The sequence below is a fragment of the Leifsonia sp. NPDC058292 genome (assembly GCF_042880955.1).
Classification (GTDB): Bacteria; Actinomycetota; Actinomycetes; order Actinomycetales; family Microbacteriaceae; genus Leifsonia.
Genome location: NZ_JBHVYL010000025.1, coordinates 30,814 through 55,185 on the forward strand (window position 1 = coordinate 30,814; position 24,372 = coordinate 55,185).

The window sequence follows — 24,372 nt, forward strand, 5'->3', positions numbered from 1 at the left end:
GGAGAAGGGACTTGAACCCTCACGCTCGAAAGCACAGGAACCTAAATCCTGCGTGTCTGCCAATTTCACCACTCCCGCGGTCACGCCGTGGCGCGGCTACGACAATAGCTCATCGACGCGCGGGGCGACCTCGGTGCCGTACAGTTCGATCGCCTTCATGAGGTCGTCGTGACCGAGCGTGCCGTTGCTGATCTTGAGGTCGAAACGCTGGATGCCGAGAGTGCGGGTCGTGTACGCGATCTTCTTCGCGACGGTCTCGGGCGAGCCGACGAACAGCGCGCCGTCCTCTCCGGCCTCGTGCTCGAAACGCGCCCGGGTTGCCGGCGGCCAGCCACGCTCCCGGCCGATGCGGTTGGTCATCGCCTCGTAGTGGGGCCACAGCGTCTCTTTGGCCTCTTCATCCGTCGCCGCGATGAAACCGGGGGAGTGCACGCCGATCGGGAGGGCCGCATCCTGCTCGAACTGCTCGAGGGCGCGGTGGTAGAGCTCGGTGAGCGGCTGGAAGCGTGCGGGGCCGCCGCCGATGATCGCCAGCATGAGGGGAAGACCGTAGTTCGCGGCGCGAACGACCGACTCCGGGCTGCCGCCGACTCCGATCCACGTCTTCAGCGGCCCGTTCTCCAGGTGCGGGTACACCGACTGGTTCTCGAGCGGAGCGCGTAGCGAGCCCGACCACGTGATCGGCTGCTCTTTGCGCAGTTCGGCGAACAAATTGAGCTTCTCCTCGAACAGTTCCTCGTACTGCGCGAGGTCGTAGCCGAAGAGCGGGAAGGACTCGATGAACGAGCCGCGGCCCAAAATGACCTCCGCGCGGCCGTTCGAAACGCCGTCCAGCGTGGCGAAGCGCTCGAACACCCGCACCGGGTCGTCGGAGCTCAGAACGGTGACGGCGGTGCCGAGGTGGATGTTCTCGGTGCGGCCGGCGATCGCCGCGAGCACGACCTCGGGCGCCGAGACGGCGAAGTCTTCGCGGTGGTGCTCCCCGACGCCGATGAAGTCGAGCCCCACCTGGTCGGCGAGCACGCCCTGTTCCACGACGTTGCGCAGCACCTGACCGTAGGGGAGAGGCTGCCCGTCGGGGCCGTTCGTCACATCACCGAAGGTGTCGATGCCGAGTTCGAGAGTGTTCGCCATGATCGTCCTGTCTCTTTCCATGCGTTTGCATGAAACGGAACCGCTGTCGACCCGACACTATTCCGGATCAGGCAGGACGTGGGCGCTTCGGCACGTAGCGAGGGATGTAGCGGGCGAGCATCCCGGCGCCGACGAGCCCGAAGATCCCCACCACGCCGCTCGCGAACGCGATGGAGACGAGGGCGGTGAGGAGTGAGACGAGCAGGGGAGCGGCGGCCTGGCCGGCATCGCCGGCAAAGCGCCACGCGCCGAGGAAGGGCGCAGGTTGATCCTTCGGTGCGAGGTCGGCGCCCAGGGTCATGATGATGCCGGAGCCGATGCCGTTCGCCACCGACAGGAACATCGACACCCCGATGTACCAGGCGATGTTCGACGGCAGGTCGTGCGTGAACGCGAGCACGAGGAAGCCGGCGCTCAAGCCGAGCATCGACGGCAGGGCGCTCCACATCCGGCCCCACCTGTCCATGATCTGACCGCTCGCGTAGAAGAGGCCGAAATCGATGGCGCCGGCGATACCGATGATGAGCGCGGTGTTCGACTCGCTGATACCGATGCTGACGGCCCACAGGGGGAGCATCACCGTTCGAGCCGACCGGATCGCGCCGATCAGCGCGACGCCGGTGCCCATTCTCGCGAGCACACCCTTGAACGACCAGATGGTGCGGAAGAGTCCGCGAGTGCGCTCCTCCGCCTCCTCTTCGCCGGCGCTCAGCGACTGCCCCTTCTCGACGGCGGCGACCGTGCTCGGGCCGAACATCTTCTCCGGGTCGGGCAGGGCGATGAGCACGATGACCGAGCCCAGGCAGCTGACGATGAAGATCCAGAACACCGATTGCGTCGAACCTGTGACGGCGATGACGGCCGAGGCGATCAGCGGACCGATGAACCAGCCGGCGCGGAAGATGCCGCCGAGCGTCGACAGCGCGCGAGCCCGATACCGGGCAGGAACGTACGAGGTCATGAACGCGTGCCGGGCCAGGGCGAAGACCGCCGTCGCCAGCCCGACGAGGAAGATGCCGCCCATCAGCACCCAGTAGTTGGGCGCAAGAAGGCAGACCACGACGCCGCCGATCGCGACGATCGCGGCGTAGATCATCGATGTACGCTCGCCGATGCGCGAGACGACCCAGCCGCTGGGGATGTCGCCGATCAGTTCGCCGAGCATCACCATCGACGAGATCAGGCCCGCGATGGCGAGGCTGGCGCCGAGGTTGCCCGCCGCGATGGGGATGATCGGGATGATGGCGCCCTCGCCGATCGAGAAGAGCAGAGTCGGAAGGAAGGCGGCGAGTGCGACAGCGCGGAAACTGAAGGGGCGCTCGTCGGAAGTCATATCGTTAACACACTACAACTGACGCACGATCCGGCTGTCGCCCGCAGGCGTCCCCGGTAGGCTGGTCTGCGACATGATTGAACTCGATCTTTCGCAGCAGATCGCCGGGCTGCGCTCCACCTTCTCCGACATCCGATCCGTGGTCGATGTGGATGCGCTCACCGCCGAGATCGCAGACCTCAGCGAGCAGGCCGGCGTACCCGACCTGTGGGACGACACCGAGCGAGCGCAGAAGGTGACGAGCGCGCTCAGCCACCGGCAGTCCGAGCTCGCCCGCATCGCCTCGATCGAGCAGCGTCTCGACGATCTCGAGGTGCTCATCGAGATGGCGAACGACGGCGAGGGCGACGAGGAGACGGCGGCGGAAGCGCGCACCGAGCTCGAATCCCTGCAGAAGACGCTCGGTGAGCTCGAAGTGCAGACGCTGCTGAGCGGAGAATACGATCCTCGGCCCGCCGTGGTGACCATCCGTGCCGGCGCCGGTGGTGTCGATGCCGCTGACTTCGCCGACATGCTGCTTCGCATGTACCTGCGCTGGGCCGAGCACCACAAATACCCGGTGACCGTGATGGATACGAGCTACGCCGAAGAGGCCGGCATCAAGTCGGCGACGTTCGAGGTGGACGCGCCCTACGCCTTCGGCACGCTCAGCGTCGAGGCCGGAACGCACAGGCTCGTGCGGATGAGCCCCTTCAACTCGGCAGGCAAACGCCAGACGTCGTTCGCCGCGGTCGAGGTCATCCCGCTCATCGAGGAGACCGAGTCGATCGAGATCCCCGACAACGACATCCGCGTCGACGTGTTCCGTTCGTCGGGCCCCGGGGGCCAGTCCGTCAACACCACGGATTCCGCGGTGCGGATCACCCACCTCCCGACAGGCACGGTCGTCTCGATGCAGAACGAGAAGAGCCAGATCCAGAACCGCGCCGCGGCGATGCGAGTGCTCCAGAGCCGGCTGCTTCTGCTGCAGCGCGAGCAGGAGGCCGCCGCCAAGAAGGAGCTGGCGGGCACGATCACCGCAAGCTGGGGTGACCAGATGCGAAGCTACGTGCTGGCTCCCTACCAGATGGTGAAAGACCTTCGCACAGACTTCGAGGTGAACAACCCCTCGAACGTCTTCGACGGCGACCTCGACGGTTTCATCGCGGCGGGCATCCGCTGGCGCGCGGGCAAGAAAGCCGACGCTTAGGGCGAATCGCGACGCCGAGCGTTCACTCGGTGCGCGTCCAGGCTCGGCGACTCGCGCATGTCGCTTACCGGCGTTTGGCCCGGGGATGCTTAGTCTCTAGAGGTCATGATCCGGTTCGAACACGTATCCAAACAGTACTCGGGCACCACGCGCCCGGCGCTCAACGCCATCAACCTCGAAGTGCTGCGCGGAGAATTCGTCTTCCTCGTCGGTGCGTCCGGCTCGGGCAAGTCGAGTTGCCTGCGGCTGATCCTCAAAGAGGAGAAGCCCAGCAAGGGCAAGATCCACGTGCTCGGGCAAGACCTCGGCACCATCTCGAGCCGCAAGGTGCCATACTTCCGACGCAACATCGGAGTCGTGTTCCAGGACTTCCGCCTGTTGCCCAACAAGACCGTCTTCCAGAACGTGGCGTTCACGCTCCAGGTCATCGGTAAGTCGCGCGGGTTCATCCAGGAGGCCGTTCCCGACGTGCTGAAGATGGTCGGCCTCGACGGCAAGGCCCAGCGTCTGCCGCACGAACTGTCGGGTGGTGAGCAGCAGCGCGTGGCCATCGCCCGCGCAGTGGTGAACAAGCCGCAGGTGCTCCTCGCCGACGAGCCGACGGGCAACCTCGACCCCGCGACCAGCGCGGGGATCATGGCGGTGCTCGAGCGCATCAACGCCGGCGGCACCACCGTCTTGATGGCTACCCACGAGGCCGCGATCGTCGACCAGATGAAGCGACGCGTGATCGAGCTGGTCAACGGCCAGATCGTGCGCGACGAGCGTCACGGTGGATACGGCTTCACCGCCGCCATCCCGACGGCCAACCAGGTCGTCGACGATGAGTCGGCGGCCCGCGTTCCCTCCTCGTCGGGGATGCCGGATGCCTACGCACCCGCACCCATCTCGGCCCCCGCATCCGCATCCGCCCCGGCCCCCGCTCCGGCTCCCGTCGAGCCTGTGTACGCCCCGTCGGAGTCGAGATTCGCACCGCAGCAGCATGTGCAGCACGCGGCGCCGATGACCCGGCCGCAGGTGCCGACCTCGAACCCCCAGGCTCCTGTGACAGGCCCCGTGCCGGTCGCGCCGCAGCAGCCGCAGCCGGCGCAAACCCAGCCGCCGCAGCAACCTCCGGCGAGCGAAGAGCTTCCCGACCACCTGAACTTCACGGCCAACCTCGACCTGCGGGGACTCCGCGCCGACGGTGACCAGACCGGCGAGCAGAATGTGGGGCCGACCAAATGAGATTCGGTCTGATCTGGGCGGAGGCGGCCAACGGCCTCCGCCGTAATCTCTCCATGGTCGTCTCCGTGGTGCTCGTGACGTTCATCTCGCTGACCTTCGTCGGTACCGCCGTGCTGCTGCAGATGCAGATCGGCCAGATGAAGACGTACTGGTACGACCGCGCCCAGGTCGCGGTGTACATGTGCATCGACTCCGACAAATGCGAGAGCGGCTCGGCCAACGAACAGACGATCGCGGCTGTGAAAGCTCAGCTGCAGTCGCCGGAACTCGCTCCGTACATCCAGAAGTTCTACTACCAGGACCAGAAGCAGGGATACGAGCAGTTCAAGGAGCAGTTCAAGGGCAACCAGATCTCCGACTTCGTCACACCCGAGATGATCCCTCCGACGTTCTGGGTGAACCTCAAAGACCCGAGTCAATCGGCGGTTCTCACCGAGACGCTCTCGGGTGCGGTCGGCGTGCAGAGCGTCGTCGATCAGCGGAGTTACCTCGACCAGATCTTCCAGATCCTCAACTCGGCGAGCTTCACCGCCATCGGTATCGCTGCCCTGATGCTCGTCGCGGCCGCGCTGCTCATCGCCACGACCATCCGATTGTCGGCGTTCTCCCGACGGCGAGAGCTCGGCATCATGCGGCTCGTCGGCGCCTCGAACAGGTTCATCCAGACGCCGTTCATCCTGGAGGGCGTGTTCGCCGCACTGATCGGATCGCTGCTGGCGGCCGGAGCGGTGTACGCCATCGTGGGGGTCTTCGTGCAGGGCTATCTGGCCTCGCGAATACCGTCGATCAACTTCGTGACCGAAGGGGATGCGCTGGTCGTCGCCCCGATTCTGCTGCTCGTGGGCATCGTGCTCGCCGCGGTCTCGGCCAACTTCGCGATCAGCCGGTATCTGAAGGTCTAGTCGGATAGACTGGATGGCTGCCTGGCGCGCGTCGGGCATCAATTCGTCGAATCTGTCAGGAGAGCGCTGTGCCCAGGGAACGTGGCCAGAAGGTGGTGGCCACCAATCGCAGAGCCCGCCACGACTACACCATCGAAGACACCTATGAGGCCGGCCTGGTCTTGACGGGTTCCGAGGTGAAGTCGCTGCGGGCCGGTCGCGCATCCCTCGTCGACGGCTATGCGTTCGTCGACGGTGGCGAGGCGTGGCTGGATGCCGTGCACATTCCCGAGTACGCACAGGGCACCTGGAACAACCACGCACCCCGCCGCAAGCGCAAACTCCTGCTGCACAAGGCGCAGATCCTCAAGATCCACAACAAGGTGAAAGAGGGCGGGTACACGATCGTTCCGCTGCAGATCTATTTCAGCGACGGGCGGGCGAAGGTCGAACTGGCGGTCGCGAAGGGCAAGCGCGAGTACGACAAACGACAGACCCTGCGCGAGCGTCAAGACAAGCGCGAGGCCGACCGCGCCATGTCGAGCCGGAACCACCTCGGCGAGTGACAGCCGGGTGGCAGACTAAGGGCATGACGAGCACCACCACCCGCATCGCCGTGAACGGCACCTACAATTTCCGCGACGTCGGGGGATACCCGGTGGATGGCGGAGTGACCCGCTCGGGCAAGCTGTTCCGCTCCGACGGCCTCCACTCCCTGGGCGACGCCGGAAAACAGCAGGTGCGCGATCTCGGGGTGAAGGTCGTCATCGACCTCCGTGACGATTTCGAGGTCGAGGCGCTGCCCGACGACCTCGACGGTCTCGATGTCCAGGTGTTGCGGCTGCCCGTCTTCGAAGGCTCCGGCGCCTCACAGGCGACGATCGGGGCGACGCTCGCCGACCTGTACGCCAAGATCGTGTTGCAGCACACGGATGTGGTGGTCACGGCATTGCGAGAGATCGCGGACACCGGCGACGACGGCGTCCTCGTCCACTGCACGGCCGGCAAAGACCGCACGGGGATCGTCATCGCGCTCGCGCTGCTCGCCGTCGGCGTCGATCGTGCGACGGTCGTCGCCGACTACGCCGCAACCCAGGGGAACCTCGAAGGGCCGTGGCTCGAGAAGATGCTCGAGCTCGTGGGGAGCCACGGGGTGGAGATCACGCCCGATCTCCGGGTGATCATGGGAGGCAGCCCGCCCGAGGCCCTCGAATCCGTGCTCGACCTCATCGATCGCGAGCGCGGTGGCGTGCGGCAGTACCTGCTGGGTGCCGGCCTCGATGAGATCGAGTTGGCGAAACTCCGCTCGGTGCTGGTCGAGCCCGCCTGACCAAGAGGCCGACGGATTCAGCGCGCAGCCCGCAGCCCGCAGCGCGCGTGTTCAGGCGACGGCGCTCAGGATGCCGCGAACCGGGCGTGCACTTGGACCGCGATGGTGATGTCTTCGGGCTTCAGTGCCAGTGTTCCACCGCCGAGGTCGGCGGAGACCGCCCGAGCGAACAGAGGTTGAGTCGGCTGCCCGGGCGAGGAGACGTCGCCGAGCATCCCCGGGTCGCTCAGGGCGAGCGGCCTGACGCTGCCGAGTTTCAGGCTCGTCGCATACACGGTCGCTTTCGCAACGGCGTTCTCGACGGCCCGGCGCCTCGCCTCCTGCACGAGCGTCTGCATCCGTGCCTCCGTCAGCGCCCAGGTGATGCCGGTCACCGTGACGCCGTCGAGCAGCGAGACCACTCCGACCCAGTCGGACAGAGCGGCAAGGTCGCTGAACTTCGCGTCGACGCCGACCTGGGCGTGAAACACGACGGGAAGCTGTTTGCCGTCCTGATTCCAGGGCCGCTCGCCCCACACCCTCAGCTGGTCGGACGCCCACCACGTGACGGGTCCTGACTGCGGATCGTGGATGTCGCGGAGCTCGCTCGTGAGCGCGACGTGACGTTGCGTCGTGCGCGCCAGCACCTCATCCCGGTGCGCGCCGTCGTAGGCGACCGTCAGCCGAACGGTGCCTCTTTCGGCCGGTTGGTGCAGCTCGTACTCGCCTTGAACGGTGATGATCGTGTCGGCCATCCATCGATCGTGGCATAGATCGCGGCCTCTCGATGTTGTATGATTGAAAGCTCGCCATTCGTGGTGAGATTGCATCTGAAACAACTCAACAGCGCGTGACAGCGACCCGGCTTCACAGCCGACACATGGGGATGATCGGTTTCGACATTGTCTGCGAGATTGTGAGAAGCGGGTCGAGGATGCAGGCTTATCTCGTAAACGATGCCTGCAAAACAATAAGTGCCAATTCAAACCGCACTGTCTCTGCCAAGGCAGACTTCGCCCTCGCGGCGTAAGTTCGTTCTTCGCAACTTATAGAGACCGTCAGACCGGGAATGCTCTCTACCCGGATCCTGGCGTAATTTAGAGAGATTGCTTCTACGTTTCGTCTGAGGGCGTAGAGGGACTTCAACTGAGACTGGGCTCGTCGGTTTAGGTGCCAGTGGCAAATTCCGGAGCCGAGTAGAACGCTTGTACTGGCTACACCCGTAGAAGGCATATGACCACAGCAGTGGACGGGGGTTCGATTCCCCCCATCTCCACCATCAGGTCGCTGTCACGTGTTGCTGAGTTCCGCTGTCGCGCATCCTCGGCGCCCACCGCCTGGCGCTTGCCTGACGAGCGCGTGGGCCGTCGGCTTCGACCCCGCCGAGGGGCGAGAAGATGCGAGCTGAGGCGCGGGTGAGGTCACAAGAACTTGCCCCTCGCGCATCGCGCGTCGCGCCTTCACGAGCGTTAGCGTGCACGAACCGTCTGCCGCAGCTCAGTAGGTGTCCGGCAGAGCGACGTGGATGCCCGTGAGGCGTCCGTTCTCGATGAGGTAGCCGCGGCCGGGCGGGTAGTCGGCGCGTTTGGCGTGGGTGAATGCCGTGGTGAACAGGCTCGGGGTATCGTTCGCGTCGGGCTGGAGGGCGAGAGCCCAGCGCGCGCCGCGGAGCGGGCTCGCGAGCTCCCAGACGGTGGCCAGTGTGGCGTTCTCTCCTTCGACGATGGTGGTGTGGTCGCTTCGGCGGAGGAGTTTGAGCAGGCCGGAGAGGGCTTGTTCATTGCCTGAGCCGTCGAATCCGCCGATGTCCTCGACCACGACGATTCCGCGCTTGCCCGCGAGGGGAAAGTCGACCGGGTCTGGCTCGGGTGCGAAAGCGGTCTCCGGTTCCGGCGTCCGCGTTTGCCCGATGAGGGGCAGGAGCGGAAGACCGGTGCTCGCGGGCAGGGCGGTGCCGCCGAGAGCCAACGCGAGGGAGCCGATCAGCGCGTCGCGGGTCTTCGGGGTGTCGGCGATCCGACTCCAGATGGGTAGGTCGCGGAGGGGAGAGCGGCTGGGTGCGATCAAGATGGCATCGACTGAGTCTGCGGCGGACCCTTCCTGAAGAGCTTCGAGGAGGGACCGGATGGTGGTGGTGCGTCCGGAGCCGGCGGGACCGGTGACCAGGAGGAAACCCTGGTCGGGAACGCTCACGCCACCCAGGTTGATGGTGTCGATTGCGAACGGCACAGGCGTGCGTCTCGCCCGGGCGATGGCGGACCGGGGGAGAACGGTGGGGATCGCGGGGATGGCACCCGGTTCGGGGATCGAGCGCGCCCGTTGCGCCTCGGCGAGTACGGAGAGCGCGGCCTCGGTGTCGGCGGTGTCGGATCCATCGCCGGGCACAGCCAGCTGCACCTCTGCGTGGTCGCCGATCCGCAGCGCCCGGCCGGGTCCAGCGTCTTTGAGCGCGTCGGAGGTGATGCCGATGGCCTGGTAGTCCGCCTCTGCCGTGAGGCGCAGGCAGAAACGTTCGGGAACGCTGGACGCCAATGCGGCGGGCATCGCGTTCGAGCGCTCGGCGGCCAGGAGGACGTGCACACCAACGTTGCGTCCGCCGCCGGCGATCTCGATGAGGTCGGCGAACGCGTCGGCGCCTCCGCCGCGGTGCTCGTAGGCGTCGCGGAACGAGGCGAGCCCATCCAGCAGCAGAAGCACCGGCGGTGTCGCCGTGCGGGTCTCCGATCGTTGTGAGATCAGGTTCTTGATGAGCCCGAGCAGGCGGATGACACGGTCGCGTTCGTCGCCGAGCACGATGTCGCCGGTGTTCGGCAGCACGGTGAGCGAGGTCAGATGGCCGCCCGCGCTGTCGATGCCGTAGACCTGCGTGTGTGGGTCGACAGTGATCGCCGCTGTTGCCAGCGTGATCAGGGCGGTGGTCTTGCCTGTGCCGGCGGCACCGTAGATCGCGACGTTCCCCACGTCGGAGAGGGGGATGGTGCAGGTCGAGTGCCGCTGCAGGTGCGGCTCGTCCACCAGCCCCACGACGAGCTCCGTGGGGTGCCGGCCGCTCGCGGAAGCGGTGATCGGTTCCGAGGTGAGCGGAAGCACATCCGGCAAGTGGTCCACCCAAGGTTTTCGGGGTGACTTCGTACCCGCCGTCGCGGCCGCGCGGCGGATGTTGTCGGTGAGCACCTCGATGTCTCGCGGTGCCCTCTGCCGGCGGGGGGATGAGCGCTGCATTTCGGGCTGGAGAGTCCACGGTGCGTGCTCACCGAAGCCGAGATCCCGGATGTCGACGGATTCCTGGTGTTCGGCGTCGGAGCGACCACCGAGATACCCGGTCTGGAGGTGGGTGAGCTGCCCGGCGCCGACCTTGATCGCTGCGCGTCCAGGGGTGTCGGGCGAGAAGTGCGCCGCATCGGCGACGCCGATCACATCGCTGCTGTCGGCGGTATCCGCCATCCGCAGGGCGATGCGCAGGTTCGTGTTCGCGCGCAGGTTGTCCTTGATCACGCCGGCGGGCCTCTGGGTGGCCATGACCAGGTGCAGCCCGAGGGAGCGGCCGCGCTGGGAGACATCGATCACCCCGTCGACGAACTCGGGGATCTCGTTGACGAGGGCGGCGAACTCATCGATCACGATGATCAGTGCGGGAGGCGTATCCGGGTCGCCGCGTCGTTCGAGCGTGACGAGATCTTTCGCCCCCTTCGCCGCCAGCAGCTCCTCGCGGTAGCGGAGTTCGGCGCGCAGGGAGGTCAGAGCGCGGCGCACCAGGTGCGTGTTGAGGTCGGTGACCAGGCCGACCGTGTGGGGGAGGTTCACGCACTCGGCGAAGGCAGCCCCGCCCTTGTAGTCGACCAGCAGAAACGTGAGCCGGTCGGGGGAGATGTTGGCGGCGAGCGAGAGGATCCAGGTTTGCAGGAATTCGGACTTCCCGGATCCGGTGGTCCCTCCGACCAGGGCGTGCGGCCCGTGGGTTCCGAGGTCGATGTGCACCGGTCCGGCGCTGCCCTGCCCGACGATCGCGGAGAGGCGAACAGCTTCCCGTTCGGCGCCCGCGGCCCATTCCGAGACGAGACTGCCGCTGTGTCGCCAGCTTTCCAGGATGGTGTCGCTGGAACCGAGGATGTCTCCCGGGATCAGTTGGGCGAGGCCGACGCTGCGCGGCAGATCGCTCTCGTCGAGCACCCGGGCTCCCGCGTCGACGATCGGCGCGAGTTCCCGGGCGAAGGTGACCGCAGCAGGCAGCCCGACATCGTTCAGGGAGGTCAGCGCAACGAGCTCACCCTGCCGCACGAGGTGGACGCGCCAGTGATCGGGCTGCGCTTCGATGACGGTTCGGCAGGCTGCCGGAACACCGCCCAACTCCGACGCGACCCAGATCACATGTACGCCGACGTCGGCGCCGTCCTCCGCCAGGCCCACCAGTCGTGTTCGGTCGGCGACCGCATCGGTCAGCACGAGCACGACGACCGCGGGAGTGTGCGGCCGGGCTTCTGCGGGCGCGAGACGTTCGTCGGCGTTCGCCGCGTCACCCGTCAACCGCGATCGCACCGTGCCCGCGCTCGCGGTCGTCCGACGCCCCGCGATGAGGCCTTCCAGAGCCGTGAGCAGAATGCCCGCGCTGCGCTCGTCGTCCGCGAGATGCGGTGCCGTGATGGGGCTGTACGCCGAGTCGACATGGGGAAGCCACTTCAGCCAGGACCAGTCCTCCTCGGCCTGAGCCGGCTCTGCGAACGCGGTGAAAACGAGGTGGGCGGGGGAGTGCAGCGCAAGAAGCTGGACCAGAACGGCCCGTGCGGCGGACGACGCCCAGAACCTCTCCCCGGCGATGCCCAGCGAGCCACTGCGGTCCAAGCGTTCGAGCAGCGGGACTCCGGGGATGCGTGCGAAGCGCTCATGGAGGCGGGTGAGTTGCTCCCATCGCTCGGCGGAAATCTTCCCCCGCTGTGGCAGCCTGACACTCTTCCGGCTGTCGAGGGTGGCCGTTCCCAGTCGCAACTCGAGGAACGATCGGTGCTCCGGTCGTCGCGACCAGAGCAGGCGATCGCGGGATGCGGGCAGGGCGGCGAGGGCGGCAGCCGAAGGAGTCTCCGCCTCGCGTGACACCTGCTCTTCGACGAGGTTCGCCCGGAGCTCTTGCTCGGCCGCGGCGAGACCGTCCTCGAACTCTTTCACCTTCGCTTGCGTGGTCTTGCGTCGGCTGAGACGGCTGTCGAGCCACGAACCGATCATGATCAGCGGTGAGAGACCGACGAAGACCAGACTCAGCACCGACCTCGTGGTCAGATACAGCACCGTGCCCATCAGCAGCGGTGCGACCATCGCGATCACGGGGAAGCGGGTAGGCTCGGGCGGGTCCGGCGGCGCCGGCAGTTCGAGTGGATCGGGCGCGAACACGGGGTCGACCCGTGGGGATTGCAGATAGGGCGCGACACGCGGCCGTCGCAACTCCGGCGTCGGCGGCGGCCCGACGTCGATCCGCGCCCGAATCGGCCCGAAGGCGACGACCGTTCCGCTGGTCGCGACGATCGTTCGGTGAGGTTGTTCGGTCCCGTCCGCATCCACAAGGGCCGTGCCGTTCGCAGAGCCCAGATCCTCGATCTCCACCACCGTGCCGACCCGACGCAGCACCGAATGGCGGCGAGAGACCTCCGGGTCGTGCAGTTCGATCCTGTTCGCCCGATCCCGCCCCACGGCCGTCTCCGCGTCGATCGCGATGAACTGCGCGCCCTCTTGCGGCCCGCTGAGAACTGTGATCGTGGCGACCGGCGGCCTCACGCGCTCACCCGGACCAGGGGATGCCTCCAGCACGGGTTCGATCTCCGCACCGGCAACCAGGCCGGCGGCGGCGGCGGGATCACCCGCATCGAGGATGAGGGTGCTCCCGTCCGGGTAGGCCACGCGGAGCGTCAACGGCGCACGCCGTTGCACGGCGATCTGCATCAACCGTGGATGCCCGGCGCCGCCTCGCACCAGTGCACCCGCCACAGCGCCGACCGTGGATGTGGCGTCGAACGTCACCGTCACATCCCGTGTGCCTTTGTGCACGTCGTCGGTGTATTGCATCACGGAAACCCGGAGCTTCACGTGACCTCCCCTCAAGGCCCTAACGCAGACAGCTGTGGCTTGTATCGGCCTCTTGAAACATATCACTTGCGTATATTTGAACTATCACGCTAATGTTTCACGCAATTCGAAAGTCCGTTCTGAAGGGGGCACTCTATGTCGAACATCAAGGTCAGCTACAGCGAGATCGAGACCGCAGCAACACAGCTCGGCTCGGGTCGTGAAGAGATCACGACCAAGCTGCAGAGCATGCAGAACCAGATCCAGAACCTCGTCAGTTCCGGTTTCGTCACAGACCAGGCGTCGGGCAAGTTCAACGACGCGTATACGAAGTACACGACCAGCGCCAACACGCTGATCGCCCAGCTCAACGAGATCCAGCAGTTCCTCACCGGCACCGCGAACGCGATGCGCGACCTCGACTCGCAGATCGCATCCAAGATCAACTGATCCACGGGAGCATGCCGCCGAGCGGCGCGGCGCGGCCGGTCCCTGAGAGGGACGAGCCGCGTCTACCGGGCGACGATCGCAAGACGCCACTGCTGGTGGAGTTCGCGCGATTATGGAGCCGGGGCTTGACCGATCCAGACAAGCTTTGGCAGCTCTTCGACCTCAGCGAGCTGTACCTGAATCGTCCCGGCTACTTCGGCGCACCGGTGTTCACCGTGAATCGGCGACTGGTAAGTCCAGTCTTCTCCTGTCAGGAAAATCTCGCCCGATTCATGGTGGATACCGGGCAGGTCGATGCGGCTGACACGAGCGACGGATACGACTGGGTTCGGCTCACGGGGGAGAAGCTGTTCGGCCTCCCAGTCCGGGCCAGGTATGCCGCCATCGATCCTGGCACTGACCACGGCGTGCTCGTCGACCTCAGTGCTCGTCAGTCGCCCCCGCCGCTTGCACACGGGGCACCACCCATCGCGATCAACCTCGAACTGCTGCCCGACGGCAGCATCGGCTGCGAACCCACGGAGCCGGTTTTCGAGCCAGGGAGAACTGAATGAGTACATTCGAGTGCTCGCCGCAACAACTGCGGAATGCCGCCACCAACGCATCCACGATAGGAAGGGCGATCGCCACTCACCCTGTTCACGCTCTCGCCGGCGGGGACATCGGACATGCCGAAGTTGCTGCCGCGCTCGAGAGCTTTCGTTCGGCATGGTCCGGTGAGTTGCGTTTACGCGATGAGGCTGCCCAGCAGGCAGCTCGCCTGCTGAACACCGCGGCTGCCGACACGCAGCACCTGGACGCGCTCCTGGCGCATGCCGCTGCCGGGCTCGGAGATGGCGGATGATCACGGGAAGCTCATCGGTCGCGTCGGTGCTGCCGGGGAATCCGTCTACGATCTCGAAGGCGTTGGAGACAGTTGGTGCCGGTATCGGACCCTCGCGTGCAGTGACCAACGCCTGGCAGTCTATGTCGCTGCCTGCCTGGCACGGGCAGGCAGCGTCCCGTTGGGGGTCGTTCGTGCCCCGCGAGACCGCTCGCACCGGAAAAGCGCCGGTCGCGTTCAACCGTGCTGCGACCGCGATGCTGCGCTATCAGAACGCCTTCATCTCCGCCCGCGCTGAGATCGAAGCAGCGATCGAAGACGCGGCGAACGCCGATCGCGCCACCGCGACTGCGACGCAAACGCATGCCGACGCGATACGTATTGCGCAGGCCGCGCAAGCCGGATCACCTGGGTCGGTCGTGCCGACCTTCACGGATCCGGGTGCAACGCGTCTCCTGGCAGCGCAGAGCCGCGCACAAACCGCGCTGACCCGGTTCACGCAGATCGGCGATGAGGTCGCCGCCGAGATTCGCGCCGCTGCGCGCGAGACATCGGGCGAGAAGCCGGGCATCGAATGGTGGGACCAAGTGGTCCAGTTCCCGGGCCGGTTCGTTGAGGGTGTGATCCTCCAAGGCGTGGACACGCTCGTCGGGGTCTGGGACATGCTCCCGATCAAATATGTGTTCGACGACTGGTTCGGCGACGGCAAACCCTGGTGGGAAGCCTATTTCGTCGACCTCTGGGGCGACATCATCGGGACGATCGTTGAAGACCCGTGGGGCGCGGTCGAATCCATGTGGGGTGACTTCATCGCCGCCGACCACTGGGACGGATACGCAGGCGAGGGCACAGGCCGGGTCGCCGCCAACGTCCTAATGATGCTTCTCGGGGGCCCGGGCGCAGCGAGGCTCCTCAAGGGAGTCAAAGGCCTCGGAAGTGAGCGCGCTCTCGCGGCATTCCGCGGGGCGGCTGTACAGTCAGCCGAAGATATTGCTAATGGCCATGCATTCGGAAAACACGTAATCAAGCGCGGCGAGTTTCCTGGTGTTTCGACCCGAGAACAATTTATCGTCCTCATCAAGAAGACAATTAAGACAGGTGAAGTCCGCCAGCTCCAGGGCGACAGGGCTGCATTCTGGAAGGACGGAGTCGTGGTCCTTCTTGACCCTCAGAACGCGGACCGCGGAACGGCCTTTCGGCCGAAAGATGGCTACGATTACTTCCTCAATCTGAAATGACAACATGCGCATACTACGGATGAATCCCAACAGCTTTTCGCAAGGATCCGACGCCATCCTCCAGGACCTCGAGGGAGCCGAATCCCAAGTGGCCGTCTTGGGTACTTCAGATCTCCTTCGTGCTCTCTTGGGCGGCGTGCGCGAAGCGCGCGAAGAGATTCCGCACGCAGAGTTCGAAGATCGAATCGGCGTCACGTTGGGGGAAACGGCGACTTGGCAGATCGCCCTCAATGAGGCCTATGACGCCATCATAGGAGCTCACCCTGCGGTGGCGTGGCCGCACTCGATCCTCGCCAGGCGACTCGAGGGAGGTCATCGCGAAATGAGCGAAATACCTCGCGGAACAGTCGTTCTCGGACTAGACGAGCGCGAGCTCGCCGCGTACATCGCCATGCTTCTTGCCACCCTCGAAGAAATTGAAGAGTGGGAATACGGCACGCGAATGGGATTCGATCGGTCAGTGATTCAGCAACTTGCGGACGATCTTCGTAAGCTCGCGGCCTAGAAGCGTGAGACGGGCGAGCACGTAAGCGTCGAGTGGCCACAATGCCACGGCATGTTCCCCACGCGGCAGGGACGGCTGCCAGCACTTTAGCCTTGGGCCTACCTGGAGCATGATTTCAAGCTAGTACAGCATCGTTGGCTCTCGCGGAGGAATACTGTCGGCTACGTCTTCCCGACAAATTTCTACTCGTTTACGACAACCTTTCCTGACGGCGTCCACGAGGGGACGGGGTGTGACAACTCACGCGAGAGCCAGGTGACGGTCGCGCTCGTCGCGAAATCAGTTCCGCCGAAGCGCAACAGCGCCCACTAGGGATGAGGTTCCCGTCTACGCCAGAGGTCCTACGGGGCTGACGCTCACGCAAGCCGCACGAGGGGCGAGATGTTGCGGGCTGCGGGGGAGTGTGGCTCGCGAGAACTCGCCCCTCGTGAGGGCGGGCGGCGGAGGAAGGGGGCGGCAGGAAGCGGGGTCAGCCGCGCCAGGCGTCGAGTTCGGCGAGGAGGGCGGTCTTGCGGTCGTCGGAGGCGAAGGATGCGGTGATCGAGGTGCGGGCGAAGCGGGCGGCGTCGTCGGCGGTGAGGCCGAGAGCGTCACGGAGGGCGACGAAGTTGTCGCCGACGTAGCCGCCGAAGTAGGCGGGGTCGTCGGAGTTGACGGTCACGGCGACGCCGGCGGCGTCGAGTCGCAGGATGGGGTGGTCGGCGAGCACAGGCACGGCGCGCAGGCGCACATTCGAGAGCGGGCAGACGGTGAGCGGGATGGACTCGGCGGCGAGGCGCGCGACGAGCGCCGGGTCTTCGATCGCGCGGATGCCGTGGTCGATCCGCTCGACCTGGAGAAGGTCGAGCGCTTCGATGATGTACTCGGGCGGGCCCTCCTCGCCGGCGTGGGCCACCGCGCGGAGGCCCTCGTCGCGAGCGCGGGCGAACACATCCTCGAACAGACCGGGCGGGTTTCCGACCTCGGCCGAATCGAGACCGACCGCGATGATGCGTTCGGAACGGCTGAGACCCGCCATGAGTGTCGCCTCCGCATCCTCTGCCGGGCGGTCGCGGAGAAAACTCAGGATGATGCCGCTGGAGATGTCGAGATCTCGCTCTGCCTCGTCGAGCGCGGCTCCGATGCCGTCGACCACGGTCTCAAGGCGCACGCCGCGAGTGGTGTGCGCCTGCGGGTCGAAGAAGAGCTCGACGTGCCGCACGCCCTGCGAGGCCGCCTTCGCGAGGTAGCGCCGGGTGAGCTCGGCGAAGTCGTCTTCGGTGCGCAGCACATCCATGGTCGCGTAGTAGAGGTCGAGAAACGACTGAAGGTCACTGAACTCGTACTTCGACCGCAGGTCGTCGACCGAGGCGAACGGAAGCGACACGCCGTTTCGGCCCGCGAGCTCGAACACCAGGTCGGGCTCGAGCGTTCCCTCGATATGCAGGTGGAGTTCGGCCTTCGGCAGGGAGAACAGGGCGCTGTCGGAGGGCGCCGAGGAGGAATCGCTCATACGTCGATCCTCCCACTCCCTAAGCTGTCCCTGTGCCCGACACCACTCCGCCGCCGCGTCGCATCGAGCTCACTCTGAGCAAACCGCCGATCGGCTGGTATCCGAAGCCCACAGTGGTCTTCGGCGGCCACGGGCATCCGGCCCAGTGGGGGACAGGCACGTGGCAGGCAGCCGAGCACGGACCGACCGAGGTCAAAGTCTTCCTGTTCAATCGGATGTGGCGGTTCGGTGCGGCCGAAGCTGTCGTCGCCGAGGGTGAGACGGTCTCCCTGGTGTACCGCGCGCCCTGGCTGCCCTTCCTGAACGGGTCGATCAAGCGGGCTTGACGCGGCGCCGACGCGCGACCCGGGAGCGACACGGATACTTCTCGCGACGGATGCTCGGCTCCCCGCCCGCGTCATAGTGTCGAGGGCATGAGGCGTGAGACAGCGCGACGGATGGTGCTGGGCGGTGCCGGGGCGGGCATCCTTGTGGCGGGCCTGGCGGTGCACGCAGTGGGCGTTGGGCCCGTGGCCGGATTCGCCGGGGACGCGCTCTACGCTGCCCTGATCTTCGTGCTGGTCGCGCTGGTGGCGCCACGCCTGCCGTCGCTCGGGGCCGCCTCCATCGCACTGGGTTTCTGCGCATTGATCGAACTGCTGCAGCTGACGCCGGTTCCGGCGGCGCTGTCGCGCAGCATCCCCGGGGCGTCGCTCGTGGTCGGGAGCACGTTTCAGTGGTCCGACCTCGCGGCCTACACGATCGGGGCGGCACTTGCCGGAATGATCGACACCGTGGTGCGACGACATGCCCGCGGGATTCCCGCCTCCGACTAGCGCGCCTGGAGCAGGATCTTGCCGAGGTGCGCGGATGACTCCATGCGCAGGTGCGCCTGGGCGGCGTCGACGAGGGGGAACACCGAGTCGATGACCGGATGCACGCGCCCGGTTTCGAGCAGCGGCCAGACGTTCTCCCGCACGGCGGCGATGATGGCCACACGCTCGCTCAAGGGTCGCGCTCGGAGCGTCGTTCCCCAGATGCGGGCGCGTTTGCGCATGAGCAGACCGACGTCGATCGACGCTGTGCCGCCGCTGCGGTCGGCGATCGACATGATGCGGCCACCCACCGCGAGTGCGTCCAGATCGCGGGAGAGATAGTCGCCGCCGACGATGTCGAGAACGACGTCGGCGCCGTGACCGTCTGTCGCGTCTTTCACCACCTCGACGAAGTCCTGGCTCTTGTAGTCGACGGCGATCTCGGCGCCGAGGCCGCGAGAGAACGCGGTCTTCTCCGGCGTCCCCGCCGTGGCGATGACTCGAGCGCCGAAAGCGGAGCCCAACTGGATCGCCATCGAGCCGATACCGCTCGACCCGCCGTGCACGAGGAGCGTCTCGCCCGAACGCAGCTCGGCGAGCTGGAAAACGGTCGACCACACTGTCGCGACGACCTCCGGGAGGCCGGCGGCCTCCACGAGATCGACCCCAGGCGGCACGGGCAGGACGAGCCCCGCATCCGCTGTCACGTACTCTGCGTAGCCGCCACCAGGGAGCAGCGCGCACACCCGGTCGCCGACGGTCCACTCGGTGACCGCCGCGCCGACCCCTGCCACCTCGCCAGAGACCTCGAGGCCGGGCCACGGCGGGGCTCCGGGCGGGGACGGGTAGTGGCCGCGACGCTGAGACAAGTCTGCGCCGTTGACGCCGGCGGCGGTCACGCGGATGAGCACCTCGCGGTCGCCGGGTGCGGGCTCGGCGACATCGGTGACGGTGAGAACGTGCGCGTCACCGGGGTGAGGAACCGTGACCGCCCGCATCAGCGCTCGGCGGCGGTGTCGGCCGTCGTGGGGGAGCGCCGCCCGAGCACATCACGGATCTTCACCTTGTTCGTGTACTCGATCGAACCGTAGCGGAACAGGCGCACCGCCACTCGCAGAACGATCGCCGACAGTACGAACAGTTCGACGATGATGATGACCGCCTGCCAGAGGGGAAGCGTTCCGAACGCGTTGCGCAAGAGGGCAGTAACCGGGGCCGAGTACGGGAAGTACGTGAAGATCTGCACGATCGTCGCGTTCGGGTCGCTGATGATCAGCGTGATCGTGTAGAAGGGGACGAAGATCAGCACCATGAGCGCGCCGAAGATCGGGCCGGCGTCTTTCGCGGTCGGCATCACCGCACCCAGGGCGACGAGGGTCCCTGTGAACAGGGAGAAGCCGCCGAGCAGGATCAGCGCGCCGACGATCATCTGCTGCGGGTCGAACACGAACGCGTTGAGGTCGAACTCGGGGATGTTCAGCTGAGATCGGAAGAACAGGTAGCCCAGCACGGTCGGCAGCGCGAACACCAGCATCTGCACGATGCCGATCATGAACAGCGAGATAACCTTGCCCAGGATCAGGCTCGTCGGGTTGATCGTGGTGAGGATCATCTCGGTGACGCGGTTCTCCTTCTCCTCGAGCGTGGAGTTCAGCATCTGGTTGCCGAGGAGCAGGATCACGATGTAGAAGATCGCGAGGAACAGCAGCGCGGGCAGAACTGCATTGAAGCCGCCGGCCACCTTGCCGTCTGTGAACGTCGTGGTGTTCGAAGACACCTCGCCCTGCAGGATCGCCGTGTACTGCGGCGAGTCGACCCGGCTCTCGACGCTCGAGGTCAGGATGGACTCCGCGACCGACGAGTACTTGCCGTTCTGAAAGACGCCGCTGTCAGCGCCGTAGACCTTGATCGGCTGTTTGGTCGGGTCGGCGGGATAGGCGAAGAACGCCTCCATCTCGCCGCCCTTCACTGCGGCGATGCCCGCGGCGTCGTCGGTCGCGACGGCGCCGCCGAGCTTCTCGACGACTGCTTCGTCGACCAGTCCGGACGCATCCGTGTATTCGAACGAGAAGTGCGCATCCTTTTGCGCCGCCGCCGACTTGCTGGTGGAGCTGTTCGAGGCGAAAACGAGCAGAAACACGATGATGAGGATGACCGGCACGAACAGGGTGGCGATCCAGAACCGGCCCTTGGTGATCGTGCGCAGGAACTCGAACGCGACGACAGTGCCGAGGTTGTGGCGTGACATCAGTCGATCTCCTTGTTCTCGGCTCCGTACACTTCGACGAAGATGTCGTCGAGCGATTTGCGGGTCGGGGCGAACCGACTGACGTGCAGCCCCGCGTCGATCAGGTTCTGCAGGATGGCGCTGACGTCTGCGTCGTTCGGCACCTCGAGCTCGGCATGCCCGTTCGCATCCGACAGCACCGTGTATGCGGGTGAGGAGGGAATCATGCCGTCGTCGTCGACATGGATGATCGTGCCGCCGAACTGCTCCTGCACCTCAGGAACGGTGCCGTAGGCGCGCGCCGTGCCGTCTTTGAGCAGAATGACGCGATCACACAGCCGCTCGACCTCCTCCATCTGGTGGGTGACCATCATCACGGTCGAGCCGGCCTTCTTCTGGTCGTCGATGATGTCCATGAGCAGCCGGCGGTTGACCGGGTCGAAGCCCTTGGTGGGTTCGTCGAGGATGAGCAGCTCGGGGTCGTTCATGATCGTCACGCCGAGCTGCACCTTCTGCTGCTGGCCGCCGGAGAGCTTGTCGAGCCGCATCTTCTCCTTCTCGGCGAGACCGACGCGCTCCAGGTAGTCCCGCGACCACCGCCGCGCCTTCTCTTTGCCGAGACCCTTGAGCTTGCCGAAGTAGACCATGACGTCGATCACGGACTCCTTCTTGTACAGTCCGCGCTCTTCCGGCAGATACCCGAGCCGTTCGCCGGCGTCGGGACTGAACGGCCGGCCGTCGATGTGGAGGGTGCCGGCGGTCGGCTGGTAGATGCCCAGCAGGGCCCGGATGGTCGTGGTCTTGCCCGAGCCGTTGCTCCCGAGGAAACCGAACGTCTCCCCGCGCTGGATGTCGAACGAGAGGTCGCGGATGACGGTGGTGCGGCCGAAGTCCATTCGGAAGTTCGCGATGTGCACGAGCGGTTCTGCGGATGGTGTGGTCACCCTGACCAACCTAGTTGCGCCGGATGCCGCTCAGGAACCCTTGACACGGCTCGGCGGGCGATCTATTGTATCCAACAGATCGGTTGATAAAGAAGAAAGTTGATCATGCAGGCTGACGAGGCGCACGAAGGCAACCTGGACAAGGCCTTCCAAGCACTGGGCGACCCGGTGCGGAGGGCGATCGTGGCGCGCCTCAGCCGCGGCCCGGCGACGGTCAACGAGCTCGCCGAACCGTTCGAGATCACCACTCAGGCCGTCTCGCGGCACATCCACGTGCTCGAGGAGGCCCAGCTGGTGACGCGCACCAAAGATGCCCAGCGGCGCCCGGTGCACCTGAACCCGGGGCGACTCGAAGAGCTGACCGCCTGGATCGACCGGTACCGGCTCATCCTCGAACAGCAGTTCCGTTCGCTGGATGCCGTGCTCGCCGAGCTGGACGAGACGGGCACCGACGAAGAACGACCCAGCGCACGAGAACCCAGCGCACCACAAAGCACCCACAAGGAATGAGGAACAACCATGAGCAAGAACGCATTGACCGTGACCGCCCCTGAGGGGCTGCCGTTCGTCGACTTCGTCCGCGAATTCGACGCCCCCGTCGAACTGGTCTTCCGCGCCCACAAGGAGCCGGAACTCTACAAGCGCTGGCTCGGACCGCGCGGGTATGAGATGGATCTGCAGGAGTTCGACTTCTCCACCGGCGGTGGCTACCGCTACGTGCACCGCGACGGCGAGGGCGGCGAATACGCTTTTCGCGGCGTCTTCCACGTCGTGCGCGACAACGAGTTCGCCATCCAGACCTTCGAGTTCGAGGGATTCCCGGATGTGGTGAGCATCGAGTCGATCAGGTTCGAGCCCCTCGAGGGCGGCCGCAGCCGGCTGGTCGGGCACGCCGTGTATCCGACGCTCGAAGCCCGCGACGGCATGGTCTCCTCCGGCATGGAGTCGGGGATGACCGACGGCTACGATCAGCTCGAAGAGGTCATCGCGACGCTGTGAGGCGTGGCGGATGCGCGGCGCGCCGAGTCAGGAGTTCTGCTCGTCGCGCCGTTGTGCCGTTCCCTTGACGCTGCCTGTGGCCTGTTCCTCGTCGATGAACGCGACGCAGATCACGGTGTCGTCGTCGTTCCACGACTCCTCGTCGCCGGGAGCGTAGTACGACCAGTCGACGACGGCGACATCGGCGGACACCCCGACGTAGGGGGCGAAGGCGTCGTGGCAGGTGGTCTCGGCCAGCGCATCCGTTTCGTCTTCGCCGGGGTAGTCTCCGTGGCCGAGCGAGGCGATGGCGTAGACCTCGCTGTCGTGCGGCGTCTCGCAGTCGACGACCGGCATGCCGTAGCCGTCCGCGCTGTCGGAGAGGTCGTTGACGCAATCGCCCACCAGCAGCTCCTCGTTGGCGGTGTAGACGCCGTCGGACGTCTCGTCCCCCGGCGAGCTGCCGTCATCGCCCGGCGTGGGCGCCGCGGTGGAGGGCGACTGGGACTGACGCTCCCGGATGCCCTCCCGCAGCTGATCGAGGAAGGGGACGCAGCCGCTCAGCCCCATGGTCGCCGCGAGGGCGATGGCTGTCGCCACGAAGATCGATCGCCGGCGGCGAGTGCTCGTCATCACGAGGCTCAGGCTAGTGCCTTCAGCAGCGCCTCATGCAGGTGTCCGTTGCTCGCCAGGGAACTCCCGTTACCGGGGCCGGCGTCCCCCGTGACCGAGGTGAACCGGCCGCCCGCCTCCTCGACGATGGGGATGAGTGCGGCGAGGTCGTAGGTCTTCACGTCGAACTCGCCCACCGCATCCACGAGGCCCTCGGCCAGCAGCATGTACGACCACATGTCGCCGTAGGCCCGATCACGCCAGACCTGCCGGGTGAGTGCGACGAGCCGGTCGAGGTAGCCGGCCTCATCCCACTGGGCGATGCTCTGGAAACTGAGCGACGCGTCGGCCAGGTCGGCGACGGCGGACACGTGCAGCCGACGCGGCTCGCCACCGTTCTCGGAGAGCCAGGCGCCCGCTTCTTTCGCCGCCCACCAGCGCTTGCCGAGGGCGGGGGAGCTGACGACGCCGACGACCGGAACGCCGTCGACCGCGAGCGCGATCAGCGTTCCCCACACAGGCACTCCGCGCAGATAGTTGGCCGTTCCGTCGATCGGGTCGATGATCCACTGCCGGCGCGCGTCTCCGTCGGTTCCGAACTCTTCGCCGAGGATGCTGTCGCCGGGCCGCTCGGCGGCGAGCACCTCGCGGATCGCGCGCTCGACGGCGAGATCGGCCTCGGTGACGTAGGTGTGGTCGGGCTTGAGGTCGATGTGCAGCTCGCGCGCGCGGAACTTGTCGATCGAGATGGCGTCGGCGGCGTCGGCCAGACGGAGAGCGAGGGCCAGGTCGTCGGCGAGGGAGGTGTCGGAGGTCACGGCACGAGCCTACCGATCGGCGGGCAGGCGGGCAGCCCGTTAGGTGGTCGCGGGCGTCGCGTTCGGTCGTCTCGACCCTCGGGTCGCTCGATTGGCGAAGGCGCCGAAACTGATGCTAATGTTGAGCCTCGGTTCGGGTAACGAATCGCAACGCACCTCTAGCTCAATCGGCAGAGCAACTGACTCTTAATCAGTGGGTTCTCGGTTCAAGTCCGAGGGGGTGCACCACGGAAGCCCTGGTCAGATGTTCTTGCTGACCGGGGCTTCTTGCGTTCTCGCGGGCTCGCGCGTCGAAGGGTCCCGACACGCCCGCCGGCCCGGGGGAGGAACGGCGGGGGGGGACCCCGGGGGGGGCACGCCCGCGGGG

Annotated in this window: 24 protein-coding genes, 1 tRNA gene and 1 other RNA gene; 16 read left to right on the forward strand and 10 right to left on the reverse strand. The window is 66.2% G+C overall.

Going from position 1 to position 24,372, the window contains the following annotated elements; translation table 11 throughout:
* Positions 1-96: 96 nt before the first annotated feature.
* Together ACFVWR_RS13640 and ACFVWR_RS13645 are read right to left on the reverse strand one after the other, a co-directional pair.
* The gene (locus ACFVWR_RS13640) at positions 97-1,134 is read right to left on the reverse strand and encodes an LLM class flavin-dependent oxidoreductase (RefSeq protein ID WP_387212856.1); all 1,038 of its coding nucleotides are present in this window, start codon (positions 1,132-1,134) and stop codon (positions 97-99) included.
* 67 nt (positions 1,135-1,201) lie between these two features.
* Positions 1,202-2,467, reverse strand: coding sequence for an MFS transporter (locus ACFVWR_RS13645; protein ID WP_387212859.1), 1,266 nt, complete (start codon positions 2,465-2,467; stop codon positions 1,202-1,204).
* A gap of 73 nt (positions 2,468-2,540) precedes the next feature.
* Here ACFVWR_RS13645 and prfB point away from each other — a divergent pair, with 73 nt between their 5' ends.
* From prfB to ACFVWR_RS13670, 5 genes are all read left to right on the forward strand, one after another.
* The gene (prfB, locus tag ACFVWR_RS13650; RefSeq protein WP_387212862.1) at positions 2,541-3,656 is read left to right on the forward strand and encodes a peptide chain release factor 2; all 1,116 of its coding nucleotides are present in this window, start codon (positions 2,541-2,543) and stop codon (positions 3,654-3,656) included.
* A gap of 105 nt (positions 3,657-3,761) precedes the next feature.
* Positions 3,762-4,883: a cell division ATP-binding protein FtsE gene (gene ftsE / locus ACFVWR_RS13655; RefSeq protein WP_387212865.1), complete on the forward strand. Its 1,122-nt coding sequence runs from the start codon at positions 3,762-3,764 to the stop codon at positions 4,881-4,883.
* Positions 4,880-5,785 carry a permease-like cell division protein FtsX gene (gene ftsX / locus ACFVWR_RS13660; protein WP_387212868.1) on the forward strand — a complete coding sequence of 302 codons (906 nt, stop codon included), beginning with the start codon at positions 4,880-4,882 and terminating at the stop codon, positions 5,783-5,785. Before ftsE ends, ftsX begins: the two co-directional genes overlap by 4 nt.
* Before the next feature lie 68 nt (positions 5,786-5,853).
* Positions 5,854-6,330 (forward strand): SsrA-binding protein SmpB, encoded by a 477-nt coding sequence (gene smpB / locus ACFVWR_RS13665; protein WP_387212871.1) that lies wholly within the window; start codon positions 5,854-5,856, stop codon positions 6,328-6,330.
* Between the two features lie 23 nt (positions 6,331-6,353).
* Positions 6,354-7,094 (forward strand): tyrosine-protein phosphatase, encoded by a 741-nt coding sequence (locus ACFVWR_RS13670; RefSeq protein WP_387212874.1) that lies wholly within the window; start codon positions 6,354-6,356, stop codon positions 7,092-7,094.
* A gap of 65 nt (positions 7,095-7,159) precedes the next feature.
* Here the strand turns inward: ACFVWR_RS13670 and ACFVWR_RS13675 are convergent, their stop codons facing one another.
* Positions 7,160-7,828, reverse strand: a complete 669-nt coding sequence (locus tag ACFVWR_RS13675) for an SIMPL domain-containing protein (RefSeq protein WP_387212877.1) — start codon at positions 7,826-7,828, stop codon at positions 7,160-7,162.
* A gap of 127 nt (positions 7,829-7,955) precedes the next feature.
* Between ACFVWR_RS13675 and ssrA the strand changes: the two genes are divergently transcribed.
* Positions 7,956-8,352: a transfer-messenger RNA gene (ssrA, locus tag ACFVWR_RS13680) on the forward strand.
* 218 nt (positions 8,353-8,570) lie between these two features.
* Here the strand turns inward: ssrA and ACFVWR_RS13685 are convergent.
* Positions 8,571-13,145 (reverse strand): FtsK/SpoIIIE domain-containing protein, encoded by a 4,575-nt coding sequence (locus tag ACFVWR_RS13685; protein WP_387212880.1) that lies wholly within the window; start codon positions 13,143-13,145, stop codon positions 8,571-8,573.
* A gap of 135 nt (positions 13,146-13,280) precedes the next feature.
* Here ACFVWR_RS13685 and ACFVWR_RS13690 point away from each other — a divergent pair, with 135 nt between their 5' ends.
* The 5 genes from ACFVWR_RS13690 to ACFVWR_RS13710 all read left to right on the forward strand — a co-directional run bounded on the left by ACFVWR_RS13690 (position 13,281) and on the right by ACFVWR_RS13710 (position 16,140).
* Positions 13,281-13,574: a WXG100 family type VII secretion target gene (locus ACFVWR_RS13690; protein WP_387212883.1), complete on the forward strand. Its 294-nt coding sequence runs from the start codon at positions 13,281-13,283 to the stop codon at positions 13,572-13,574.
* 125 nt (positions 13,575-13,699) lie between these two features.
* Positions 13,700-14,128: a hypothetical protein gene (locus tag ACFVWR_RS13695; RefSeq protein ID WP_387212886.1), complete on the forward strand. Its 429-nt coding sequence runs from the start codon at positions 13,700-13,702 to the stop codon at positions 14,126-14,128.
* Complete coding sequence (locus ACFVWR_RS13700) at positions 14,125-14,418, forward strand: hypothetical protein (protein ID WP_387212889.1); 294 nt, start codon at positions 14,125-14,127, stop codon at positions 14,416-14,418. Before ACFVWR_RS13695 ends, ACFVWR_RS13700 begins: the two co-directional genes overlap by 4 nt.
* A complete protein-coding gene (locus ACFVWR_RS13705) occupies positions 14,415-15,635 on the forward strand; it encodes a putative T7SS-secreted protein (protein ID WP_387212892.1) in 1,221 nt (406 codons plus the stop codon). Before ACFVWR_RS13700 ends, ACFVWR_RS13705 begins: the two co-directional genes overlap by 4 nt.
* A gap of 19 nt (positions 15,636-15,654) precedes the next feature.
* Positions 15,655-16,140: a hypothetical protein gene (locus ACFVWR_RS13710; RefSeq protein WP_387212896.1), complete on the forward strand. Its 486-nt coding sequence runs from the start codon at positions 15,655-15,657 to the stop codon at positions 16,138-16,140.
* 469 nt (positions 16,141-16,609) lie between these two features.
* Here ACFVWR_RS13710 and ACFVWR_RS13715 read toward each other — a convergent pair whose 3' ends face one another.
* Positions 16,610-17,632: an adenosine deaminase gene (locus ACFVWR_RS13715; protein WP_387212899.1), complete on the reverse strand. Its 1,023-nt coding sequence runs from the start codon at positions 17,630-17,632 to the stop codon at positions 16,610-16,612.
* A 32-nt stretch (positions 17,633-17,664) separates the two neighbouring features.
* Here ACFVWR_RS13715 and ACFVWR_RS13720 point away from each other — a divergent pair, with 32 nt between their 5' ends.
* Both ACFVWR_RS13720 and ACFVWR_RS13725 read left to right on the forward strand, forming a co-directional pair.
* Positions 17,665-17,958: a hypothetical protein gene (locus tag ACFVWR_RS13720; protein WP_387212902.1), complete on the forward strand. Its 294-nt coding sequence runs from the start codon at positions 17,665-17,667 to the stop codon at positions 17,956-17,958.
* A gap of 87 nt (positions 17,959-18,045) precedes the next feature.
* Positions 18,046-18,447 carry a DUF2809 domain-containing protein gene (locus ACFVWR_RS13725; RefSeq protein ID WP_387212904.1) on the forward strand — a complete coding sequence of 134 codons (402 nt, stop codon included), beginning with the start codon at positions 18,046-18,048 and terminating at the stop codon, positions 18,445-18,447.
* Here ACFVWR_RS13725 and ACFVWR_RS13730 read toward each other — a convergent pair.
* From ACFVWR_RS13730 to ACFVWR_RS13740, 3 genes are read right to left on the reverse strand one after another with little or no spacing between them, the layout of a single operon-like run.
* A complete protein-coding gene (locus ACFVWR_RS13730) occupies positions 18,444-19,424 on the reverse strand; it encodes an NAD(P)H-quinone oxidoreductase (RefSeq protein ID WP_387212907.1) in 981 nt (326 codons plus the stop codon). The genes ACFVWR_RS13725 and ACFVWR_RS13730 overlap by 4 nt on opposite strands.
* A complete protein-coding gene (locus ACFVWR_RS13735) occupies positions 19,424-20,674 on the reverse strand; it encodes an ABC transporter permease (RefSeq protein ID WP_387212910.1) in 1,251 nt (416 codons plus the stop codon). Before ACFVWR_RS13735 ends, ACFVWR_RS13730 begins: the two co-directional genes overlap by 1 nt.
* Positions 20,674-21,549 (reverse strand): ABC transporter ATP-binding protein, encoded by an 876-nt coding sequence (locus ACFVWR_RS13740; RefSeq protein WP_387212931.1) that lies wholly within the window; start codon positions 21,547-21,549, stop codon positions 20,674-20,676. Before ACFVWR_RS13740 ends, ACFVWR_RS13735 begins: the two co-directional genes overlap by 1 nt.
* A 153-nt stretch (positions 21,550-21,702) precedes the next feature.
* On the opposite strand from ACFVWR_RS13740, the gene ACFVWR_RS13745 reads away from it, so the two are divergent.
* Positions 21,703-22,107 carry an ArsR/SmtB family transcription factor gene (locus ACFVWR_RS13745; protein ID WP_387212913.1) on the forward strand — a complete coding sequence of 135 codons (405 nt, stop codon included), beginning with the start codon at positions 21,703-21,705 and terminating at the stop codon, positions 22,105-22,107.
* Between the two features lie 9 nt (positions 22,108-22,116).
* Positions 22,117-22,596: an SRPBCC family protein gene (locus tag ACFVWR_RS13750; protein WP_387212916.1), complete on the forward strand. Its 480-nt coding sequence runs from the start codon at positions 22,117-22,119 to the stop codon at positions 22,594-22,596.
* 27 nt (positions 22,597-22,623) lie between these two features.
* Here ACFVWR_RS13750 and ACFVWR_RS13755 read toward each other — a convergent pair whose 3' ends face one another.
* Entirely contained in the window at positions 22,624-23,208 is a 585-nt protein-coding gene (locus ACFVWR_RS13755) for a septum formation family protein (RefSeq protein ID WP_387212934.1), read from the reverse strand.
* An 8-nt stretch (positions 23,209-23,216) separates the two neighbouring features.
* Positions 23,217-24,005: a histidinol-phosphatase gene (hisN, locus tag ACFVWR_RS13760; protein WP_387212919.1), complete on the reverse strand. Its 789-nt coding sequence runs from the start codon at positions 24,003-24,005 to the stop codon at positions 23,217-23,219.
* A 152-nt stretch (positions 24,006-24,157) separates the two neighbouring features.
* Between hisN and ACFVWR_RS13765 the strand changes: the two genes are divergently transcribed.
* A tRNA-Lys gene (locus tag ACFVWR_RS13765) sits at positions 24,158-24,233 on the forward strand.
* Positions 24,234-24,372 lie beyond the last annotated feature (139 nt).